The organism is Streptococcus sp. sy018 (assembly GCF_007859185.1).
Classification (GTDB): Bacteria; Bacillota; Bacilli; order Lactobacillales; family Streptococcaceae; genus Streptococcus.
Genome location: NZ_VOHN01000001.1, coordinates 372,401 through 393,371 on the forward strand (window position 1 = coordinate 372,401; position 20,971 = coordinate 393,371).

At 36.1% G+C, this 20,971-nt stretch carries 17 protein-coding genes and 1 CRISPR repeat array; of the genes, 13 read left to right on the forward strand and 4 right to left on the reverse strand.

The genetic code is table 11. From position 1 onward, the window contains the following. Nucleotides 1–2 precede the first annotated feature (2 nt). From cas1 to FRX52_RS01830, 3 genes are all read left to right on the forward strand, one after another. Nucleotides 3–1,925 (forward strand): CRISPR-associated endonuclease Cas1, encoded by a 1,923-nt coding sequence (cas1, locus tag FRX52_RS01820; RefSeq protein WP_146538290.1) that lies wholly within the window; start codon nt 3–5, stop codon nt 1,923–1,925. Nucleotides 1,926–2,251: 326 nt separating this feature from the next. Beyond that, nucleotides 2,252–3,233: direct repeats of the CRISPR family, unit length 29 nt; unit sequence GTATTACCTTACCTATAAGGAATTGAGAC. A gap of 48 nt (nt 3,234–3,281) precedes the next feature. Continuing rightward, nucleotides 3,282–3,542 carry a CRISPR-associated endonuclease Cas2 gene (cas2, locus tag FRX52_RS01825; protein ID WP_146538291.1) on the forward strand — a complete coding sequence of 87 codons (261 nt, stop codon included), beginning with the start codon at nt 3,282–3,284 and terminating at the stop codon, nt 3,540–3,542. Nucleotides 3,543–3,558: 16 nt separating this feature from the next. Then, nucleotides 3,559–4,959 (forward strand): hypothetical protein, encoded by a 1,401-nt coding sequence (locus tag FRX52_RS01830; RefSeq protein ID WP_146538292.1) that lies wholly within the window; start codon nt 3,559–3,561, stop codon nt 4,957–4,959. Nucleotides 4,960–5,084: 125 nt separating this feature from the next. On the opposite strand, the gene guaA is transcribed toward FRX52_RS01830, so the two are convergent. After that, nucleotides 5,085–6,647 (reverse strand): glutamine-hydrolyzing GMP synthase, encoded by a 1,563-nt coding sequence (gene guaA / locus FRX52_RS01835; protein ID WP_146538293.1) that lies wholly within the window; start codon nt 6,645–6,647, stop codon nt 5,085–5,087. Nucleotides 6,648–6,810: 163 nt separating this feature from the next. On the opposite strand from guaA, the gene FRX52_RS01840 reads away from it, so the two are divergent. The 4 genes from FRX52_RS01840 (at nt 6,811) to FRX52_RS01855 (ending at nt 9,979) form a co-directional block, all read left to right on the forward strand. Then, nucleotides 6,811–7,509, forward strand: coding sequence for a GntR family transcriptional regulator (locus tag FRX52_RS01840; RefSeq protein ID WP_146538294.1), 699 nt, complete (start codon nt 6,811–6,813; stop codon nt 7,507–7,509). Between the two features lie 54 nt (nt 7,510–7,563). Then, a complete protein-coding gene (locus FRX52_RS01845; protein ID WP_146460478.1) occupies nt 7,564–7,896 on the forward strand; it encodes a putative DNA-binding protein in 333 nt (110 codons plus the stop codon). Between the two features lie 9 nt (nt 7,897–7,905). Beyond that, nucleotides 7,906–9,468, forward strand: coding sequence for a signal recognition particle protein (gene ffh / locus FRX52_RS01850; protein ID WP_146538295.1), 1,563 nt, complete (start codon nt 7,906–7,908; stop codon nt 9,466–9,468). A 172-nt stretch (nt 9,469–9,640) separates the two neighbouring features. After that, nucleotides 9,641–9,979, forward strand: a complete 339-nt coding sequence (locus FRX52_RS01855; protein ID WP_146460474.1) for an ATP cone domain-containing protein — start codon at nt 9,641–9,643, stop codon at nt 9,977–9,979. Between the two features lie 42 nt (nt 9,980–10,021). On the opposite strand, the gene pepF is transcribed toward FRX52_RS01855, so the two are convergent. Then, nucleotides 10,022–11,815, reverse strand: coding sequence for an oligoendopeptidase F (gene pepF, locus FRX52_RS01860; RefSeq protein WP_146538296.1), 1,794 nt, complete (start codon nt 11,813–11,815; stop codon nt 10,022–10,024). A gap of 130 nt (nt 11,816–11,945) precedes the next feature. On the opposite strand from pepF, the gene FRX52_RS01865 reads away from it, so the two are divergent. The 5 genes from FRX52_RS01865 to topA all read left to right on the forward strand — a co-directional run bounded on the left by FRX52_RS01865 (nt 11,946) and on the right by topA (nt 17,639). Further along, nucleotides 11,946–12,656, forward strand: a complete 711-nt coding sequence (locus tag FRX52_RS01865; protein ID WP_146538297.1) for a CPBP family intramembrane glutamic endopeptidase — start codon at nt 11,946–11,948, stop codon at nt 12,654–12,656. A gap of 145 nt (nt 12,657–12,801) precedes the next feature. Beyond that, complete coding sequence (gene ylqF, locus FRX52_RS01870) at nt 12,802–13,656, forward strand: ribosome biogenesis GTPase YlqF (RefSeq protein ID WP_146538298.1); 855 nt, start codon at nt 12,802–12,804, stop codon at nt 13,654–13,656. Then, complete coding sequence (locus FRX52_RS01875) at nt 13,646–14,404, forward strand: ribonuclease HII (protein ID WP_146538299.1); 759 nt, start codon at nt 13,646–13,648, stop codon at nt 14,402–14,404. The genes ylqF and FRX52_RS01875 overlap by 11 nt, the downstream gene beginning before the upstream one ends. Before the next feature lie 82 nt (nt 14,405–14,486). After that, nucleotides 14,487–15,341 (forward strand): DNA-processing protein DprA, encoded by an 855-nt coding sequence (gene dprA / locus FRX52_RS01880; RefSeq protein WP_146538300.1) that lies wholly within the window; start codon nt 14,487–14,489, stop codon nt 15,339–15,341. A gap of 180 nt (nt 15,342–15,521) precedes the next feature. Next, the gene (gene topA / locus FRX52_RS01885; protein WP_146538301.1) at nt 15,522–17,639 is read left to right on the forward strand and encodes a type I DNA topoisomerase; all 2,118 of its coding nucleotides are present in this window, start codon (nt 15,522–15,524) and stop codon (nt 17,637–17,639) included. Between the two features lie 79 nt (nt 17,640–17,718). Here the strand turns inward: topA and FRX52_RS01890 are convergent, their stop codons facing one another. After that, nucleotides 17,719–18,618, reverse strand: a complete 900-nt coding sequence (locus FRX52_RS01890; RefSeq protein ID WP_146538302.1) for a transporter substrate-binding domain-containing protein — start codon at nt 18,616–18,618, stop codon at nt 17,719–17,721. Between the two features lie 156 nt (nt 18,619–18,774). On the opposite strand from FRX52_RS01890, the gene trmFO reads away from it, so the two are divergent. Further along, complete coding sequence (trmFO, locus tag FRX52_RS01895; protein ID WP_146538303.1) at nt 18,775–20,109, forward strand: methylenetetrahydrofolate--tRNA-(uracil(54)-C(5))-methyltransferase (FADH(2)-oxidizing) TrmFO; 1,335 nt, start codon at nt 18,775–18,777, stop codon at nt 20,107–20,109. A 55-nt stretch (nt 20,110–20,164) separates the two neighbouring features. Here trmFO and FRX52_RS01900 read toward each other — a convergent pair whose 3' ends face one another. Further along, complete coding sequence (locus FRX52_RS01900; protein ID WP_146538304.1) at nt 20,165–20,884, reverse strand: PASTA domain-containing protein; 720 nt, start codon at nt 20,882–20,884, stop codon at nt 20,165–20,167. Nucleotides 20,885–20,971 lie beyond the last annotated feature (87 nt).

Sequence of the window (20,971 nt, forward strand, 5' to 3'; positions counted from 1 at the left end):
CCATGTTTTCATTTGAAGAATTGATGTCGAAAAGAAATCAGAGGTTAGCTTTTGAGCATTTAAGTCAACTTCCTAACAGTTTGGGCACAGATGGAATCTGGCTAAATGAGATTGCTGATTTTTGGTCAATCAATCACGAAAAACTAATAAAAGAATTGGCTGAAGGTATTTATATCCCTAGCTTAATCAAGCAAAGGGAAATCGTTAAAAAATCAGGTGGTAAACGTGTCATTTCTTATTATGGTAGTCTTGATCGATTTTTACTACGATTATTATCACAAAAGCTTAATCGATATTTGGAGCCATTATTTTTAGATAATAGCTTTGCATTTAGAGAAGGTAAGGGAGTCGTTGCCGCTGTCAAACAAGCTACTGACTATTTTAATACAGGAAAAAGCTATTTGTTAGAGGTCGATTTGCACCACTATTTTGATGAAATTAATTTAGAAAAACTAATACAGTATCTAGAAACTTACCTAGATGATCAACAAGTTCTTCAATTATTAAAGTTATTTATTTATTGTCAAGTATCTGATAACAATAACAAACTAACAAAGATTACAAAAGGTGTTATTCAAGGGAGTGCTATCAGTCCTGTATTAAGTAATCTTTATTTACATCGATTAGATTTACTTTTAGAAGATAACGGCTATGACTGGATTCGTTATGCAGATAATATCTATCTCTTTTTTGAATCTAGAGAAGAAGGTGAAGAAGCTTTTGGAAAAATTCAACAATTTTTAAATGATGAGCTTGATCTTAAAATTAATCAAAAGAAAAGTGGTCTGTTCAAAGCTAATGATAAACGAATGTTAGGTTATGAGTTTTCTTTGGTTGATGGTATCTATGTTTGTAAGAAACATGAATATGTTAGATTAAGTTATTATGAGTCTTGGCATCGTTCTAAATTGAAACTAGCTCAACAACAGTATTATATTGTGGATGATGGCATTCTAAATAAAAAAGATTTTTCGCTTTTATTTGAAAATGAAAAGCATAAGCATCATCTACCAATAGCTAATGTTGAGCAAATTAATATCTATTCCAATGTGATTATCCCACCTGAAGCAATGAGACTACTTTATGAACGCCGTATTCCTCTAATCATTCATGATAAATATGGTCATATCCAATCCTATATCTTACCTGAAACCATGAAGAGTGCGGCTAAAATTATTCTAGCTCAATGTCAACTCTATCTTGATGAGAAGCAACGTTTAACTGTAGCAAAAGCTTTTGAAACAGCTCATTTTCATAATTTACGCTCTAATTGTCGATATTATTTAAAGAAAAAACCAAATGATGCTGATTTATTGGCTATCGAGAAAGAACTAAGCCAGTATCTAGCTGAGATAAAAACTATTGATTCTATTGACAAACTAATGTTGTTAGAAGCAAGAGCAAGGCAACGTTATTATCAATTTTTTAATCAAGTCATTAACCAAGAAGGCTTTAGTTTTACAAAACGCTCAAAACGTCCACCAAAGGATCCTTTGAATGCTCTCATTAGTTTTTGTAACACTGTTTTATATGGTCAAGTCATGAGAGCTTTATGGAAAGTAGGACTTGATCCTAAAATTGCTGTTTTGCATGCTTCCACCAATCGTCCATATTCTCTACAACTGGATTTTGCAGATTATATGAAGCCTGTTATTGTTGATCGTGTTATTCTAAGTCTAATCAATCGCCATATTATCAATGCTGAAGAACACTTTATGGTCATTCCAGATGGTGGAATCTACTTAAACCCTGAGGGGAAACGACTTGTTTTAAAGGCTTTTGAAGAAAAACTAGGGACTAAACAAGTCATTAAAAATTCTAGTATCACTTATTGGCAACTTATTTGTCGAGATACGAGACAATTTAAGCAATATCTTTTGGGTGAGATTTCTCTTAAGGACTTCAAGCCTTATAAGTATTATTAAAAGTCGGTCAGTTATTTCTGATCGATTTTGTTTTACTTATCAAAAAATGTTCTTTTATAATCCTGTTTTTTACTAATTATTGTTTTATTGGAATTGATTTGTTTTGTTTTTATGTTATTACTCTTAGTTTTTATAACAGATTCTTGCCAAGAGTCATATTATACTCGGTCTATTTGAGAGACTAGGAAGTATCAAGGAGATTTCTTTGATGTTACAGTCTTTATGAACCGTTTCTAAAAAAAGATAGACCGACTTTTTGGAAAGAATTGCTTGAAAAGGCAACTCAATTAGGATATAATGTATTCAACAACCGTAATAATACTGTTGTATTACCTTACCTATAAGGAATTGAGACATTTATCAACAGCATGACTAAACCCTTATCATAAATACCAGGTATTACCTTACCTATAAGGAATTGAGACACTCACTCAAAGTCAACAACGTATTCCCATTTAATTTCATTTTTGTATTACCTTACCTATAAGGAATTGAGACCGCTACTTTCTAGCGTCTGCAACTCTGAAAACTTTTTCTTCCAATAGTATTACCTTACCTATAAGGAATTGAGACCTAGTATCGGGATTTTTTTATTTTTTTTTGATATATTAACAATAGTATTACCTTACCTATAAGGAATTGAGACCTTATCAAAGTCAGCATCTTTGAAAATATCCTCAAGTATTACCTTACCTATAAGGAATTGAGACTCTAGGGACACCTTATTTTAGTTATCGTTTGGATGTTTACTTATCATTGTATTACCTTACCTATAAGGAATTGAGACACAGACTGTTCTTTGACTTTTGCTTGTTTGTTCTCCATAAGCGCCATGTATTACCTTACCTATAAGGAATTGAGACATTGACAATAGGGCAGCAGCTGCGCCCTTAAAGATATTTTTTTGTATTACCTTACCTATAAGGAATTGAGACTTGACAACTTCCATTGGATTTTCAATAATCATTTTCAATGAGATAGTATTACCTTACCTATAAGGAATTGAGACACAAACCAACCTAACGATACCTTATCACTGTCATAAACATCACAACCGTATTACCTTACCTATAAGGAATTGAGACTTTATTATTAGTCATGTTATTCATTTTGTTTCCTCCTATATTAAAAGTATTACCTTACCTATAAGGAATTGAGACAGTAACGTCAACTTTTTTTGATATGACTTTGAAAATCAATTTTATTGTATTACCTTACCTATAAGGAATTGAGACTTTAAACCTACTATTTTTTTGGGGTTTTTATTTTCTTTATAACAGTATTACCTTACCTATAAGGAATAAATAAAAAGTCTAGGAAATCCTAGACTTTTCTTCTGATGAAAGGAGAGTTTTGATGTTTATCATTTTAGTTTATGATATTGGACAAAAACGAGTGAGCAAGGTGATGAAAATCTGCCGTAAGTATTTAATGCATGTTCAAAAATCAGTCTTTGAAGGGCGTTTAACTCCCAGTAACTACCGACAATTAAAAAGGGAACTGGCAACAGTTATCGATTATCATCTTGATTCGATTATTATCTATCATTTAGAGTCTCCACGTTATACAAATAAGGAGGAAATTGGTAAAATAAAACATCAGAGTAATATTTTATAAAGGAGTTCAAGCTAACATGAGTATTATATATAGTCATCATCACTTTATACTACCTTTTGTCATTAAAGGAAAATTTAACATTAACAACAAGCATTGGCAAGAAGTTCGAGCTGTTGAAGAGCTGCCTTATATCAAAAATTCCACTATTGCCTATGCCTATCAGCGTTATTTTAATAAAGAATCATTAGAAATTGTGATTGATAACCGTGAGCTGGTAAAAAATTATGTCTATAAAAATCCAGAAAACTACCAAACTTATCGTATTTCTTATTATGATGACTCAAATCACCTGCAGTATTTTGATTTAGATTTGGATTATCTCTTGATACGTCACCATCCAAAGCTCGACGCGGCTTTTCTTATCATTTCAGCTAAAAATACTCAGTATGCTGAGATTGAACAATGTCAACGAATCAATCAATATGGTCGTCGCATTTATAATCCTTTTCAAACCTCAGATATCGGGCGTTATGATTTTCTTGAAGCTCCCAATGATTTGGAATTATTGACAGACAAAACAAGTCTTCCACAACATTCTGGAAACTTAGATACCTATAAAATCATGTCTGCTCCCTTACAAATTCTACAAGATTTTACACAATTACCTGAAGATAGAATTTTTCCAGAAAAGAAAATATCAAATGCTCAAACCTGGTTAGATATTATCATTGACGATCGTATGTTTGTTCATACCTTTTATGAATCTAAAGAATTAGGTCCACTGATTGAACAAACTGGCAATTCAAAAGAATTAGAAAAAGATCAACTAAAAACATTGTATAATCTAGCTTTTATTGATAATCCAGGCAGTCCAACTTGTCAAAGTGAAAAATTACTAAGAAGTACCTTAACTCAAACCATATATTCTCGTTGGTCTGATTATCATTCTTTATATTTAGTGACACAACATTCCTTTCTTTACTTATCTGGCTCGGATAACACTCCTTCCTTTTTAATTGATTATTTTAATTCAGAATACCTAGATCTTCTTTTAATAACCTTGTCACAACGTGTCGGTTTACTTCAATATTCTCAAAAAGCAGGTGAAAAGGTCTCTAGTAAGTCCCGATCTATTTTAAAATTACAAGAAGCTTTTGTAACTTTTAAAAATCAATTTTTGTTACCAGAAGTAAGTGCACAAGAACAGGCTGTTGATTTATATTACTATCTACAAAATAACTTATATATTGAAAAATATAATAACATTCTCAATGAGCAAATTAGTTCTCTTAAAGATATTACCCAAACAAAAACAGAGAATAATATCAATTCGATTTTATTGTGGTATAGTATTGCAACGATTTTTCTTCCTCTTCCTATATGGGACGGAAAACTAAATATATCTTTAATAATAAGATTAATGATTTTGGCAGTTTTATTTATTGCTTATTATTTTTTAAAATCTAAAAAACGTTGATTAAAAACAAAACATTTAGTCTAAATGCAATCATAAAAAAATCATGGTAGTGATTTTAGAGAGATAATAATAGACAATCAAAAAGCCATTGAAATTTAGATTTCAATGGCTTTTCTAATGTGATATTATTCCCACTCAACTGTTGCTGGAGGTTTACTGGTGATGTCATAGACGATACGGTTAACGTGGTCAACTTCATTGACGATACGAACGGAGATTTTTTGCAGCACTTCCCAAGGAATCTTAGCAAAGTCAGCAGTCATCCCATCAACAGAAGTAATTGCACGGATAGCTAGAGTATAGTCATAGGTGCGACCATCTCCCATAACACCGACTGAGCGCACGCCTGTATTGACAGTGAAGTATTGCCAAATATCACGATCTAGACCAGCTGCGGCAATTTCTTCACGTAAAATGGCATCAGATTCACGAACAGTCGCCAATTTTTCTTCGGTGATTTCTCCCATAACACGAATGGCTAATCCTGGACCTGGGAAGGGTTGTCGCCAAACAATTTCATCTGGCATGCCTAGGGCCGTTCCTAAAGCTCTTACTTCATCTTTGAAAAGGGTATTTAAGGGTTCAATCAGCTTGAATTGCATGTCTTCAGGCAGACCACCGACATTATGGTGAGATTTAATGGTTTGGGCAGTTTCAGTACCTGATTCGATAATATCAGTGTAAAGGGTTCCTTGAGCCAAAAAGGCAACATCATCTAACTTGCTTGCTTCATCATCAAAGACATAGACAAATTCGTTACCAATGATTTTACGTTTTTGTTCTGGATCAGAAACACCTGCCAGCTTGTCTAAGAAGCGTTTAGCTGCGTCAGCCTTGATGATATTTAGGCCAAATTTACCGCCTAGCATGTTCATGACTTGGTCGGCTTCGCCTTTTCGTAATAACCCATGATCGACAAAGATACAGGTCAGTTGGTCTCCAATGGCACGTTGAAGTAGTACCCCAACAACAGACGAATCCACACCGCCAGATAATCCAAGCAGAACTTTTTTATCACCAACAGTTTGGCGAATTTTTTCAATTTCCATATCAATAAAATTATCCATAGACCAGTCACCACGCGCACCACAGATATTTATCGCAAAATTGCGGAGAAGATCATTGCCATAAACAGAATGACGGACTTCTGGATGGAACTGGATACCATAGATTTTCTTGTCAGGATTTTCCATTGCAGCATAAGGACAGTCAACAGATTGACCAGTACGGACAAAACCATCTGGAATTTCGGTCACGGCATCACCATGACTCATCAAGACTAATTGTTCAGCCGGTGTATCAGTAAAGAGCTGAGAGCTTTGATCTTGACTAAGGGTTGATTGACCATATTCACGATTTCCCGCATCACCAGCAGGAAGTACCTGGCCACCAAGCGTATGCGTAATTAACTGCATACCGTAACAAATACCTAAAATTGGAATGCCGAGCTCCAAAATATCTGGATCAATACTAAACGAACCATCTGCATAGACAGAGTTTGGCCCCCCAGACAAGACGATACCGATAGGGTTTAGCTCCTTAACTTCCTGAGCTGAAATCTTATGGCTCATGAGTTCAGAAAACACCCCAAATTCACGGATACGTCGAGTAATGAGCTGGTTGTATTGACTACCATAGTCCAAAACGATAATTTTTTGTAGCTCTGCTGATTGAGAAAATTCAGTCATGGTTAACCTTTCTTATTTACATCATTTGACGAAATGTCTTATCTCATTGTAACATATTTCATTCAATTAAAAAGCTCTTTTTTTTGCTTTTCTTTCATCTCTTTTCTAAATCAAACCATAACATGCTATAATAAGAAGTGGAAAGTAAAGGAGTTTGAGCCAAATGTTACCAGCCTATATTAAAATTCGTGATGAATTAAAATCAGAAATTGATCAAGGAACTTGGAAAATTGGTAGCCGCCTACCTAGTGAACGTGACTTAGCCAGTCGTTTTGCTGTTAGCCGCATGACTTTAAGACAAGCCATTAGCGTCTTGGTCGAAGAAGGAATTGTTGAAAGACGTGTCGGCAGTGGTACCTATGTTGCCAACCAACGTGTACAAGAGCGCATGAGGGGAACCACCAGTTTTACAGAAATCATCAAATCTCAAGGAAAAACGCCCTCGACACATTTGGTGTCTTACCAACGTATTCTTCCCAATGAGCAGGAAATAAAACACCTTAACATCCCACCAAATTCCCACATCATTCGCATGGAACGTGTTCGTTACGCAGATGACTTGCCTGTAGTTTTTGAAGTTGCCAGTATTCCAGAAAAAATTGCTAAAAAATTAGATAAAAAGGCCATTAGTGAACACTTTTTCCAGTCATTAACGGAAGCAGGTTTTGTTATTGGTAAAAGTAAACAAACCATTTCAGCCAAATTGGCTTCCAAAGAGATGGCACATTATCTAAATATTCAACCACAGTCTGCTATTTTAAGCCTCATTCAAACCTCTTACTTGGACGACGGCATTTGTTTTGAATATGTCCGTAGCCAATATGTTGGCGAGCGTTTTGAATTTTATCTTGAAAACCATTGATCCAAGTCACGATAGGAGTTTAATTATCTTGATAAATATGGTAAAATAAGGCTTATGGAAATTGAAAAAACCAATCGAATGAACGCTTTATTTGAATTTTACGCTGCCTTATTAACAGATAAGCAGATGAACTATATCGAGCTATACTATGCTGATGATTACAGTTTAACTGAGATTGCTGAAGAGTTTCAGGTCAGTAGGCAGGCAGTGTATGATAATATCAAGCGAACTGAAAAGATTTTAGAAGACTATGAGATGAAATTGCACATGTATTCGGATTATATCGTCCGTAGTCAGATTTTTGATGATTTGTTAGCCAAATACCCAGACGATTCGTATTTAAAAGAACAAATTATGACCTTGAGTCAAATTGATAATAGAGATTAGGAGAAAAACGTGGCATTTGACAATCTAACCCAACGCCTACAAGGTGTTTTCAAAAACTTACGCCGTAAAGGTAAATTATCCGAAAAAGACGTCCAAGAAGTGACCAAGGAAATTCGTCTTGCCCTTCTTGAAGCAGACGTTGCCCTACCAGTCGTTAAATCGTTTATCAAACGTGTGCGTGAACGTGCCGTGGGCCATGAGATTATTGAAACACTTGATGCGTCCCAACAAATTGTTAAAATTGTCAATGAAGAATTGACCACCATCTTGGGAGCTGAAACAGCAGAATTAACTGTCTCAGATAAAATTCCAACCATTATCATGATGGTCGGGCTACAAGGGGCAGGTAAGACTACCTTTGCTGCTAAACTAGCCAATAAACTGATTAAAGAAAAAAATGCTCGACCGATGATGATTGCAGCGGATATTTACCGTCCAGCCGCCATTGATCAATTAAAAACTTTAGGTCAGCAAATCAATGTTCCTGTATTTGATTTGGGAACCGAAGTGTCAGCTGTTGAGATTGTTGCCCAAGGCTTGACCCTTGCCAAAGAAAAACGCCATGATTATGTCATCATTGATACGGCAGGACGATTGCAAATTGATGAAAAGCTCATGGAAGAATTGCGAGATGTCAAGGCTCTTGCTCAACCAAATGAAATCTTGCTGGTGGTCGATAGCATGATTGGTCAAGAGGCTGCCAATGTTGCTTTTGAATTCAACCAACAACTAGATATTACAGGGGTAGTGCTAACCAAGATTGACGGGGATACTCGTGGTGGTGCAGCCCTATCTATTCGTGAAATTACTGGTAAGCCGATTAAGTTTACAGGGACTGGAGAGAAGATTACAGACATCGAAACCTTCCACCCTGACCGTATGGCCAGTCGTATTTTGGGAATGGGTGACCTTTTAACCCTTATCGAAAAAGCCAGTCAAGAATATGATGAGAAAAAATCATTGGAACTAGCTGAAAAAATGCGAGAAAATACCTTTGATTTCAATGATTTCATTGAACAATTAGATCAAGTGCAAAATATGGGGCCAATGGAAGATTTGCTTAAAATGTTACCTGGAATGGCCAATAATCCTGCCCTTGCCAACATCAAAGTAGATGAAAAAGATATTGCCCGTAAACGAGCTATCGTGTCATCAATGACGCCAGCCGAACGAGAAAATCCTGAACTCTTAACCCCAAGTCGCCGTCGTCGGATTGCTGCTGGTTCAGGAAACAGTTTTGTCGAAGTCAATAAATTCATCAAAGATTTCAATCAAGCCAAGGGCATGATGCAAGGGATGATGTCTGGTGATATGAACAAGATGATGAAGCAAATGGGAATTAACCCTAATAATTTGCCAAAAAACATGCCTAATATGGATGGGATGGACTTGTCAGCTCTTGAAAGTATGATGGGACAAGGTGGTATGCCAAACTTATCTGGCTTAGGTGATATGGACATGAGCCAACTTCTTGGTGGTGGTCTTAAAGGTAAGGCAGGTAACTTCCTAATGAAACAAGCCATGAAACGCCAAGTTAACAAACTCAAAAAAGCTAAGAAGAAACGAAAATAATCAAAAACTCTAGCATTGCTGGAGTTTTATTTGTGACGTAAATAAATTTATGTAACATATTGCTTGCTTCGATAGCAGACTAGTTTTCCTTCGACAAATTCTTTGATTATAAGTAAAAACATGGTATAATCAGACTAATAAACTACAAAAGAAATAAAAGGAGGACAATAACATGCAAATTACAAAACGTGATGGACAAATTGTAGAGTTTAATCCAGACAAAATCTACCAAGCAATTTTAAAAGCAGCTAAAACCGTCTATGTGATTGATGATAAATTGGCAAAAGATTTAGCACAAGTGACTAAAAAAGTTGTGATTGACTTAGAAGATGCACAGGTGGAGCGTCCGACCATCAGTATGGTCCAATCATTGGTTGAAAATCGTTTGATGGAAGCAGGATATATCAATATCGCTGAACATTATATTTCTTATCGTTTACAACGTGATTTGGAGCGTAATGGCTATGGTGATAAGATTATTGTTCATCTTACTTTTGAACAAATTCGCTAATTAAAAAGATTGAGATAAACTATCTCAATCTTTTTTTATTGATTAGGCAAGTAGATTTTCTAATTGGTCAACCAAAGAAGCCACATAAGCAATGGTTTCTAGAAGTGGTTGGTCAGTTGTGACATCAACTCCTGCATGTTGTGCCAACTCTTGAGCTGATAGGCTCGCACCTAAAGACAGGGTATCTAGCCATTTGGCAACAACTTGTTCAGGATTTTCTTCCAGTTGTTTAGCCATGGCTGTTCCAATCGTCAAACCTGCTGAGTAAGTATAAGGATAAAGACCAATGTAATAGTGTGGCTGACGCATCCAAATTAAGCCTGCCTCATCACCAATAGCAAAGTCCTCTCCCCAAAATTGCTTTATCACATCCAATTTGATTTGACAAAGTATGTCACCATTTAGATACTCATTATTATCCAAACGGGTATAGACTTCTCGTTGAAAGGCTGCCTCAAGCAGATGAGTCACCATATTATGAAAATAAGTTCGACTAATCAATTCACTAATCAGGTAAATTTGGAAATCAGGATCTTGATTTTTCTTCAGTAGGCTATTACAAGTTAGCACCTCATTGGCAGTTGATGGGGCTTCAATAAAGTAGAGTGACGGCTCATAACTGAGAATGCTCTGCTTTTTAGCCAGTTGGAAATGACCTGCATGCCCCAGTTCATGAGCCAATACCAAAACCTCATTCATCAAACCAGTCCAAGACAGCAAAATATAAGACGGCCCATTATAAAGTGTCGCACAAAAGCCACCTGTTGATTTGCCTTCATTTTGTGCAAAGTCAATCCAGCGTTCATCAAATGCTTGCTCAATCATTTTTTGATAATCTGAACCCAAAATACTTAGACAATCTAACAAGAATGCTTTAGATTCTTCTGGAGTAATGCGTTGATTGAAACTTGACGGCATACTGATTTTCAAATCGGCATGGGTAATTTCTTTCAAACCATGGGCCTTAGCAACTAGCTTAACATAGCGTCGCATGTGAGGGGCTAGCTCTTTCATGATAACATCTATCTGACGGTCAAACAACTCTCGTGATACCTGTTGTTGGAATAACAAATAATCAATCGTAGAGTCAAAACCACGCAACTTGGCTTGAATTTGTTCATTTTTCATCTGAGCAAGTAAACTTGTGGCAGCGGTATTCTGATAGTTCTTTAAGGTGCGATAGAAGCTTTTAGCTGACTGACGACGAATTTCTTGATCATGACTGAGTTCATAGTCATTTTCAAAATAAACATAGCTGTTTTCATAGGTTTGCCCATTAACTTCAAATGACTCAAAAGTCAAATCTTCAAACTTGGTCGTATTGTAAGCATTATAGGGCTGTTGCCAAACAGTAGATAGACTTGCTAATAGTTCTTCTTGAAGCGAGGGAAGTTGATGTGGTTTAAAATCAATCAACTGTTGAAAGTAAGCCTTCCATTGTGGTTGTTTGGAGATTAACTCTTCTAAAAAAGTTGTTTCCAAAGCCCCTAGCTCAATATCTAAAAAGGCTAAACGAGGCAGGGTGTCTTCCATTAACAAATCAAATTCATTAGACAGACTTGCTGATTCAGTATTCATCCGATCCACTTCTAAGGGAAGAAAAGCATAATGGCTCAGTTGGTCACGCAATATTGATAAGTTTTCAAAGTCTGTCAAAGCCGCAACAATAGCATCTGCTTGATTTAGCTTTCCTTTATAGTTGTTTTCAAACTCACCAACTACTTGAGCATAATCTTTTAGTGCTTGTTGATAATCTGCATCTGTTTCAAAGATAAGACTGGTATCCCAAGTTAATTGAGTATCAACTTCTTGACGTTTAAGCATAGCTTTCATAATAGTCTCCTTTTCTCATTTTGCTCTCATTATATCATATTTTTCCCAATTATAATGTGGTATAATAGCATAACAAAGGTGTCAAAGACTAGACGCCATACCGTTCATCACAAATAGAAAGGTCACTCAAACAATGAATTTTATGAAAAAACTAGCCAAGCAATTTGGATTATTCTTGCTTATTTTGGTCTTAAATAGCACACCTTTTATTTTAATTGCAGCACAAAATGAGCTATCAATTCCACTTCAATGGGTAACTGGCTTGGCGTATTTATTCGTTGCAACTTTTATCATTAAATTCGTCTGGAAAAACTATTCCACTAAGGAATCTGAACACGTCAAACAATTACGTTTTGGATGGAAAGATTTTGGAATTGCTTTGCTATTTTTTCTAGCCACTCGAATAATTGCTATTTTGGGCAGCCTTCTTAATGCCTATCTCAATGGCAATGATATAACAGCAAATGATGCTGCTATTATGGCCACAGCCCAACAATTGAAGGAAACATTCCCACTTTATTTTATTGGGTTTCATCTAGCTATTGGACTTTTTGCTCCAATTTTAGAAGAATTAGCTTATCGTGGATTCCTCAGTCGGTATTTCTTCCGTGACAACCAAATAATACTCCCTTTAATCGTTAGCTCAACGCTATTTTCATTACCACATCTTTGGGCATTTAACCTCATTGAATTCATTATTTATTTTGCTTTGGGAGTTATTTTCTACCTCGCCTATGCTCGTCGAAGAAATATCAAGGATGCTATGGTCGTCCATGGATTGAATAACGGTCTTTTTGTAATCGGATCAGTAATCAATTACATTTTATTCTTACTAGGGCAATAATATACTAAAACTCCCATAAAAACTGGGAGTTTTTTATGTCTTAATATTAAAAAATCTGATATTTATGATATAATAGTATAACAATTAAAGTATTTTTATCCTACTTATCTCAATTATTATTTATTGTTATGAAAGGAAAAATGTTATGGCAACAATTCAGTGGTTTCCTGGTCACATGTCCAAGGCTAGACGACAGGTTCAAGAAAATCTAAAATTTGTAGATTTTGTGACGATTCTAGTAGATGCTCGCCTACCCTTGTCTAGTCAAAATCCTATGTTGACTAAGATTGTTGGAGATAAGCCTAAACTCTTAATTTTAAATAAGGCTGATTTGGCAGATAAAGCACAGACAAAAGAATGGCGACACTATTTTGAAAAACAAGGAATTACCACTTTAGCCATTAACTCCAAAGAACAAGCCACAGTTAAAAAAGTTACAGAAGCTGCCAAAAGTTTAATGGCTGATAAATTGCATAAGTTGCAAGAACGTGGCATCAAAAAAGAAACGCTTAGAACCATGATTATTGGTATTCCCAATGCAGGAAAATCAACCTTGATGAATCGCTTAGCCGGTAAAAAGATTGCTGTTGTGGGCAATAAACCTGGTGTAACCAAGGGGCAACAATGGTTAAAATCAAACAAGGAATTAGAAATTTTAGACACACCTGGTATTTTGTGGCCGAAGTTTGAGGATCAACTGGTTGGTTTAAAATTAGCGTTAACAGGAGCAATAAAAGATAATTTGCTACCTCTAGATGAGGTCACCATTTTTGGTCTTAATTATTTTAAAGAGCATTATCCAGAACGACTGATTCAACGCTTTAAGCAAGTCAATTTAGAAACAGAAGCTCCTGAAATTATTATGGATTTAACGCGAAAGTTAGGCTTTCGAGATGATTACGATCGCTTTTACCAATTATTTATCAAAGATGTTCGAGATGGAAAACTAGGCTATTATACCCTAGATAGAATTGGAGATTTTAATAAGGATGACAATTAAAGAAATTAAAGAAGAACTTAAAAAAATCACATCATTGACTGATAAACGTTGGAAAAAATTTGAAGCAGATGAACGTAAGGGAGTCCAAGCTGCTATCAGTCAACGTAAAAAAGCTATTATCAAAGAAATCAAAGAACTAGAACGTTTAGAGGCCATGCTTAGCTATGAAAAATCTTATTGGGTTAAAGGCTATGAGCTAGTTGCTGGGATTGACGAAGTGGGACGTGGCCCACTAGCTGGTCCTGTAGTTGCTGCCTGTGTTATTTTACCCAAGGACTGCAATATTACAGGCTTAAATGATAGCAAAAAGATTGCTAAAAAGAAACATCAAGCTCTCTATCAAGAAATTATGGACAAGGCTATCTCAGTAGGTCTTGGTATTCGAGATCATCAGGTCATTGATCAAATCAATATTTATGAAGCGACTAAACTAGCGATGCTCGATGCACTTAATTCGGTTTCTCAACCTGATGCCCTTTTGATTGATGCCATGGAATTGCCTGTTGATTTACCACAAAAAGCTATTATTAAAGGAGATGCTAACTCCTTGTCAATTGCCGCAGCATCTATTGTGGCTAAGGTCACTCGTGATCAAATTATGGCAAGCTATGCGGAGCTTTATCCAAATTACCATTTTGAAACAAATGCCGGATATGGAACACCTGACCATCTAAAAGCCCTCTCCCAACATGGTATCAGTCCTATTCATCGTTATAGCTTTGAACCAATTAAAAGTAGGCTAAAATAAACAAAAAAGACTTTCTAAGAATTGTTTTAGAAAGTCTTTTTTATATTAGCTTCTTACGAATAGAAAAATAAGGAGGTCAGACATGAATAATTTTGAACTGTATAAATTTAAAAAAGCTGGACTAACCAATCTAAATCTTCTCAACATCTTAACTTATCAAAAAAATGTTAAATCATCTCTAGCCTTGCGTGACATAGCAGTTGTGTCTAAATGCAAACATCCCATTCAATTCATCGAAACTTATAAAAAATTAGATAGTAAGACACTTCGCCAGGAATTTAATCAATTTCCTTGTATCTCTATTTTAGACAAGGAGTATCCAGATGAATTGCAAGAAATCTACAATCCACCTGTCTTACTCTTTTATCAAGGCAACTTAGAGCTGTTACAGAAACCTAAATTAGCTATGGTCGGTGCTAGAAACTGTTCAAAATCAGGCACTCAAATTGTCAAAAAGCTGGTCAGTGAACTTGCCAATCAGTTTGTTATTGTGAGTGGTTTAGCGCGTGGTATTGATACTGCAGCTCATCTAGCTTGTTTGAAAAATGGCGGGGCAACCATTGCAGTCATCGGAACAGGACTTGATGTCTATTATCCAAAGGAAAATCGCAGCCTACAGGATTATATTGGCAAAAATCATTTGATTTTATCTGAATATCCCGTTAATACCCAACCTTTACGCCATCATTTCCCTGAAAGAAATCGCATTATTGCAGGACTAGCAAGAGGTTTAGTAGTGGTAGAAGCCAAGAAACGTTCTGGTAGTCTAATCACTTGCGAACGTGCCTTGGAAGAAGGGCGAGAAGTCTTTGCTGTTCCAGGTGATGTTTTAAGTGGCTATTCAGACGGTTGCCATCATCTCATACAAGAAGGGGCCAAGTGTACCACCTCAGCTAGCGATATTTTAGCAGAACTACAAGTAGGAACATCACTATAGCTGGTAGCGAAAAGGTAATTGATTTCAATAAAGAAAACCGATTGATTGCACTTTTATATTCAATAGTAGTCCACACTTTTTAACAGACTTCTTCTATATTAGGGTAAGTCTTGACAGTTTAATAAAAGTGGTATATTATACTATAAGTTTTAATTTTCAAAGAAAGTGTAATCATACTCTATGGCAAGTACCCTTGCAACAAAAAAGAAAAGCACCGGTCGTAAAAAGACCACACCTAAAAAAAATTTAGTTATTGTCGAATCACCAGCCAAGGCAAAAACCATTGAAAAATATCTTGGCCGTCAATATAAAGTTGTAGCTAGTGTTGGCCATATTCGTGATTTGAAAAAATCAACCATGTCGATTGATTTTGATAATAATTATGAACCAGAATATATCAATATCCGTGGTAAAGGACCACTCATCAATTCTCTAAAAAAAGAAGCTAAAAATGCCAAACAAGTCTATTTGGCAAGTGACCCGGATCGTGAAGGAGAAGCGATTTCTTGGCATTTGGCCCATATTTTAGAGCTAGATAAATCCGATAAAAACCGAGTGGTTTTCAATGAAATTACCAAAGATGCCGTCAAAAATGCCTTTGTTGCTCCCAGAGAGATTGATATGGATCTAGTCGATGCTCAACAGGCTCGCCGCGTGCTTGACCGTATTGTTGGTTATTCGATTTCGCCTTTATTATGGAAGAAAGTTAAAAAAGGACTTTCAGCCGGCCGAGTTCAATCCGTTGCTCTGAAACTCATTATCGATCGCGAAGCAGAAATCCGACAATTCAAACCTGAAGAATACTGGTCTATTGATGGGATTTTCAAAAAAGGAACTAAGAAATTCAAGGCTAATTTTTATGGTCTAGATGGGAAAAAGTTCAAATTAGCAACAAATGAAGATGTTAAGCTAGTTTTAGCACGTCTGACTTCTGATGAATTTTTAGTCGAAAAGGTTGAAAAGAAAGAAAGACGACGTCATGCTCCTCTTCCTTATACAACCTCTTCATTGCAACAAGATGCCGCTAACAAAATCAACTTCCGAACACGTAAAACCATGATGGTTGCTCAACAACTTTATGAAGGAATTAACCTTGGAAGTAGTGGCCAACAAGGTCTGATTACCTATATGCGTACAGACTCTACTCGTATCAGTCCATTGGCTAAAGCTGACGCTGCTAAATTTATTACTGAAAAATTTGGTAAACATTATAGTAAAAATACTAACCCAACTAAAAACACTTCTGGTGCTCAAGATGCCCACGAAGCCATTCGTCCATCAAATGTTTATCAAACGCCAGAATCAATCGCAAAATACCTTGATAAAGATCAATTAAAACTTTATACATTAATTTGGAATCGTTTTGTAGCTAGTCAAATGACAGCGGCTATCTTTGATACGGTTAAAGTCACTTTAACTCAAAATCAAGTTATCTTTACTGCTAATGGTAGTCAAATTAAATTTGACGGCTATTTAGCCGTTTACAATGATTCAGATAAAAATAAGATGTTACCTGAGATGGAAGAAGGAGAAGTTGTTCATAAATTATCACTTAATCCTGAACAACACTTTACTCAACCCCCAGCTCGCTACTCAGAAGCAACCTTGATTAAAACCTTGGAAGAAAATGGGGTTGGTCGTCCTTCGACCTATGCACCGACTCTGGAAACCATTCAAAGACGTTATTACGTTAAGTTAGTAGCCAAGCGTTTTGAACCGACTGAATTAGGTGAGATTGTTAATAACCTGATTGTCGAGTTTTTCCCAGATATTGTTAATGTGGCATTCACTGCCGATATGGAAGGAAAATTAGACAAGGTAGAGCTAGGAGAAGCTCAGTGGCAAAAAGTCATTGATCAATTCTATCATCCTTTTGCTAAGGAGCTTTCTAAGGCAGAAGAAGAAATCGAAAAAATTCAAATTAAGGATGAACCTGCTGGCTTTAGTTGTGATAATTGTGGACATGACATGGTCATCAAACTCGGTCGCTACGGTAAATTCTATGCTTGTAGTAATTTCCCTGACTGTCGAAATACCAAAGCTATTACCAAGGAGATTGGTGTAACTTGTCCAACTTGTCAAAAAGGACAGGTTATCGAGCGAAAGAGTAAGAAAAATCGTATTTTCTATGGTTGCGATCATTTTCCAGAGTGTAAGTTTACATCTTGGGATAGTCCGATTGACCGTTCTTGTCCTAAATGCCAATCTTATCTAATCGAAAAGAAAATCCGTGGTGGTAAGCAAATTATTTGTAGTAATACGGAAAACTGCGACTATCAAGAAGCAAAAATAAAATAGGTCTTATCCCCTATTTTAATGTTACATAATTTTATTTATGTTAATAAATAAAAAATAGAGCCATTCTAGGCTCTATTTTTTACTCTGCACTATCAACATCACTGATGTCAATGGTTGGAATTTCTTGATCTGATTCGTAAGGCTTGCTAACATCTTCGCCATAATACTGTTCAGCTAGTTTTTTAAGGCTACCATCTGCTTTCATATCATGCAAGACACGATCAATTTCATCAACTAGGCTGTCATCTTTATTACTCATCACAATCCCTTGTTGACTTGGATTATAGAGAACATCACTAACCTTAACATTTAGATCCGGGTTCTCTTTTTTCATAGCTTCAACAAATAACTTTTGAGAAATGTAATCGTTTGGAATAAAATCCGTACGACCATTAGCCACATCGTTGAGATAAACATCACCAGCAACGTTGTCATAAGTCACTAGCTCTGCCCCTTGTTTTTTAGCAATCTTCATGAAGTTTGTTCCAGCAGCACCCGCTGCTTTCTTACCTTTCCAGTCGCTTAAATCTTTAGCTGAAATACCAGAAGAGTCATCCGCACGAACAATCATGCCACTAACACTGTATTTATAGGCTTCGCTGATATTATATTTTTCTAGACGATCTGGTGTGATATCAAGGTTGTTAAGTGATACATCAACACGCCCACTGTCAACAGCTGAGAATGCTTGATCAAAGCCAGTTTCAACAAATTTAACCTTGACTTTTAGACGTTGAGCAATCTCTTTCATCAGATCAACTTCATAACCAACTAATTCTTTTTTATCATTATAATAAGAAGTTGGCTGGTAAGTCATAGGCGTTGCTACTGTCAACTCTCCTTTTTCTTGGATAAGTTGCCAAGTCGTTTTACTCTCTGAAGCAGTCGAAGTTGTTGACTGGTTGCTTGAGCTTTGGCTAGAGCATGCTGCTAGTAATGCAGTTGCTCCCAAAATTGCCAAAAAATGTCGTTTTTTCATAATAAGTCCTTTCAAAAGTAAGATAATGTCATTATATCTAAAAATTTAATCGCTTACAAGTTTTTTAGGTAAACTCTTAGCAAAAAACTACAAAGTAATGGTCTTTTATCCTCAATTTTGCTATAATAAGCCAAGTAAAAACTAGGAGGAAAAATTGTGACTGCAACTTATATTAATGTTATTGGAGCTGGTCTTGCTGGTAGTGAAGCAGCTTATCAAATTGCTAAACGTGGTATTCCAGTCAAACTCTATGAAATGCGTGGGGTTAAAGCAACACCTCAGCATAAGACTGATCAGTTTGCCGAATTAGTCTGCTCAAATTCTTTACGAGGAGATGCCTTAACCAATGCTGTTGGTCTTTTAAAAGAAGAGATGAGACGGTTAGATTCTCTTATTTTGAAAGCAGCAGAAACTCATCGTGTCCCGGCTGGTGGAGCTTTAGCAGTTGATCGTGATCAGTTTTCACAAATGGTTACTGAAGAGCTTCATCAACATCCTTTAATTGAGGTAATGCGTGAGGAAATTACAGATTTACCAACCGATGCCATTACCGTTATTGCCACAGGGCCTTTAACTAGTGATCGTTTAGCTGAAAAAATTCATGCCTTAAATGGTGGCACTGGTTTTTATTTTTATGACGCAGCAGCTCCAATCATTGATAAATCAAGCATTGATATGAACAAGGTTTATTTGAAATCTCGCTATGATAAAGGAGAAGCAGCCTATCTAAATTGTCCGATGACTAAGGAAGAATTTATGGCTTTCCATGAGGCCTTGGTTAATGCTGAAGAGGCACCACTTAATTCCTTTGAAAAAGAGAAATATTTTGAAGGTTGTATGCCAATTGAGGTTATGGCAAAGCGTGGCATTAAAACCATGCTTTATGGCCCAATGAAACCTGTTGGTTTGGAATACCCAGAAGACTATACTGGCAAACGTGACGGAGACTATAAAACGCCTTATGCTGTTGTCCAACTACGTCAAGATAATGCTGCAGGTAGCCTTTATAATATTGTTGGATTCCAAACCCATCTGAAATGGGGAGAGCAAAAACGAGTCTTTTCAATGATTCCTGGATTAGAAAATGCAGATTTTGTTCGTTATGGTGTGATGCATCGCAATTCTTACATGGATTCACCAAATCTCTTAACTCAGACATTCCGTTCAAAACGTCAAGATAATCTCTTTTTTGCTGGACAAATGACAGGGGTTGAAGGTTATGTCGAATCTGCTGCAAGTGGCTTAGTTGCAGGAATCAACGCGGCTCGTCTATTCAAATCAGAAGCAGAAGTTGTCTTTCCACGAACAACGGCTATCGGTAGCTTGCCTTATTACATCACTCATACAGAAAGCAAACATTTCCAACCCATGAATGTTAACTTTGGCATCATCAAAGAATTAGATGGCCCACGCATCCGCGATAAAAAAGAACGTTATGAAGCCATTGCCAAACGTGCCTTGACTGACCTAGACGCTTATTTAACTTATTAAACAAATTTAAAAGGAGTTGTATGAACAACTCCTTTTTATTATCTTCAAAATTAGACTACTTAAAGATTTTCCCTGTTTGTTTAAGAGTCTTTAATACTTTTTCCTGACGGTTTGCCTGTTTTTCTGCCCAAGCTTGTGCCAATGCTTGACTGGCTAGTAAATTCTCTTCATTTAAATAATTCAGTTTAACCAAGCTTCCTTTTTTGATTTGATTTTTAACCAAGTTTGGTTTGGGTGACATGTTAATGACTTGATTAGGCTGATATTTAGCATATTCCTTACTGGCTGGCAATAGAAGTGGAACAGGCTTTAAACCTAGTTCGTCAAGAATGTCCTGAGCTTGACTAATGGGTAAACCAACTAAATCTGGTAAACTAATCATTTCCTTGATTTGATTCATAAGACTGTGATCCAAATAGTATAGTTTAACTAAAGACCCAATTGGTAATTTACCAGATTTGGGCGACATCTCAACCACTTCATTGATTTTTGCTTGTTGATATTTTTTACTAGGTTTGGCTAAAATAGTACTTACAATAAAACCTTGTTGTTCTAAGTGCGCCTTGGCTTCAAAGAGATCCATGTGAACTAGATTATCCAAACGAACTAGGCTACGACGATGTTCATGATGACGATCTAAGGCTTTATCAATTAAGGGAATGGTACTATCAGTCACCTTGCTCACAATATCAACCGTATCTAAGAGCCCAAAAACCTTACTAACATTTCCCAATAATTTACCTGAGGTTTTTGTTAAATTTCCTGTTTTTTTCATCTCATTCTCCTCTTTCTATGCCTTGATTATACAAAATATCAGTCTTTTTGTCTTTTCTTGTGCCCCACTTTTAAGAAAATCCGTCCT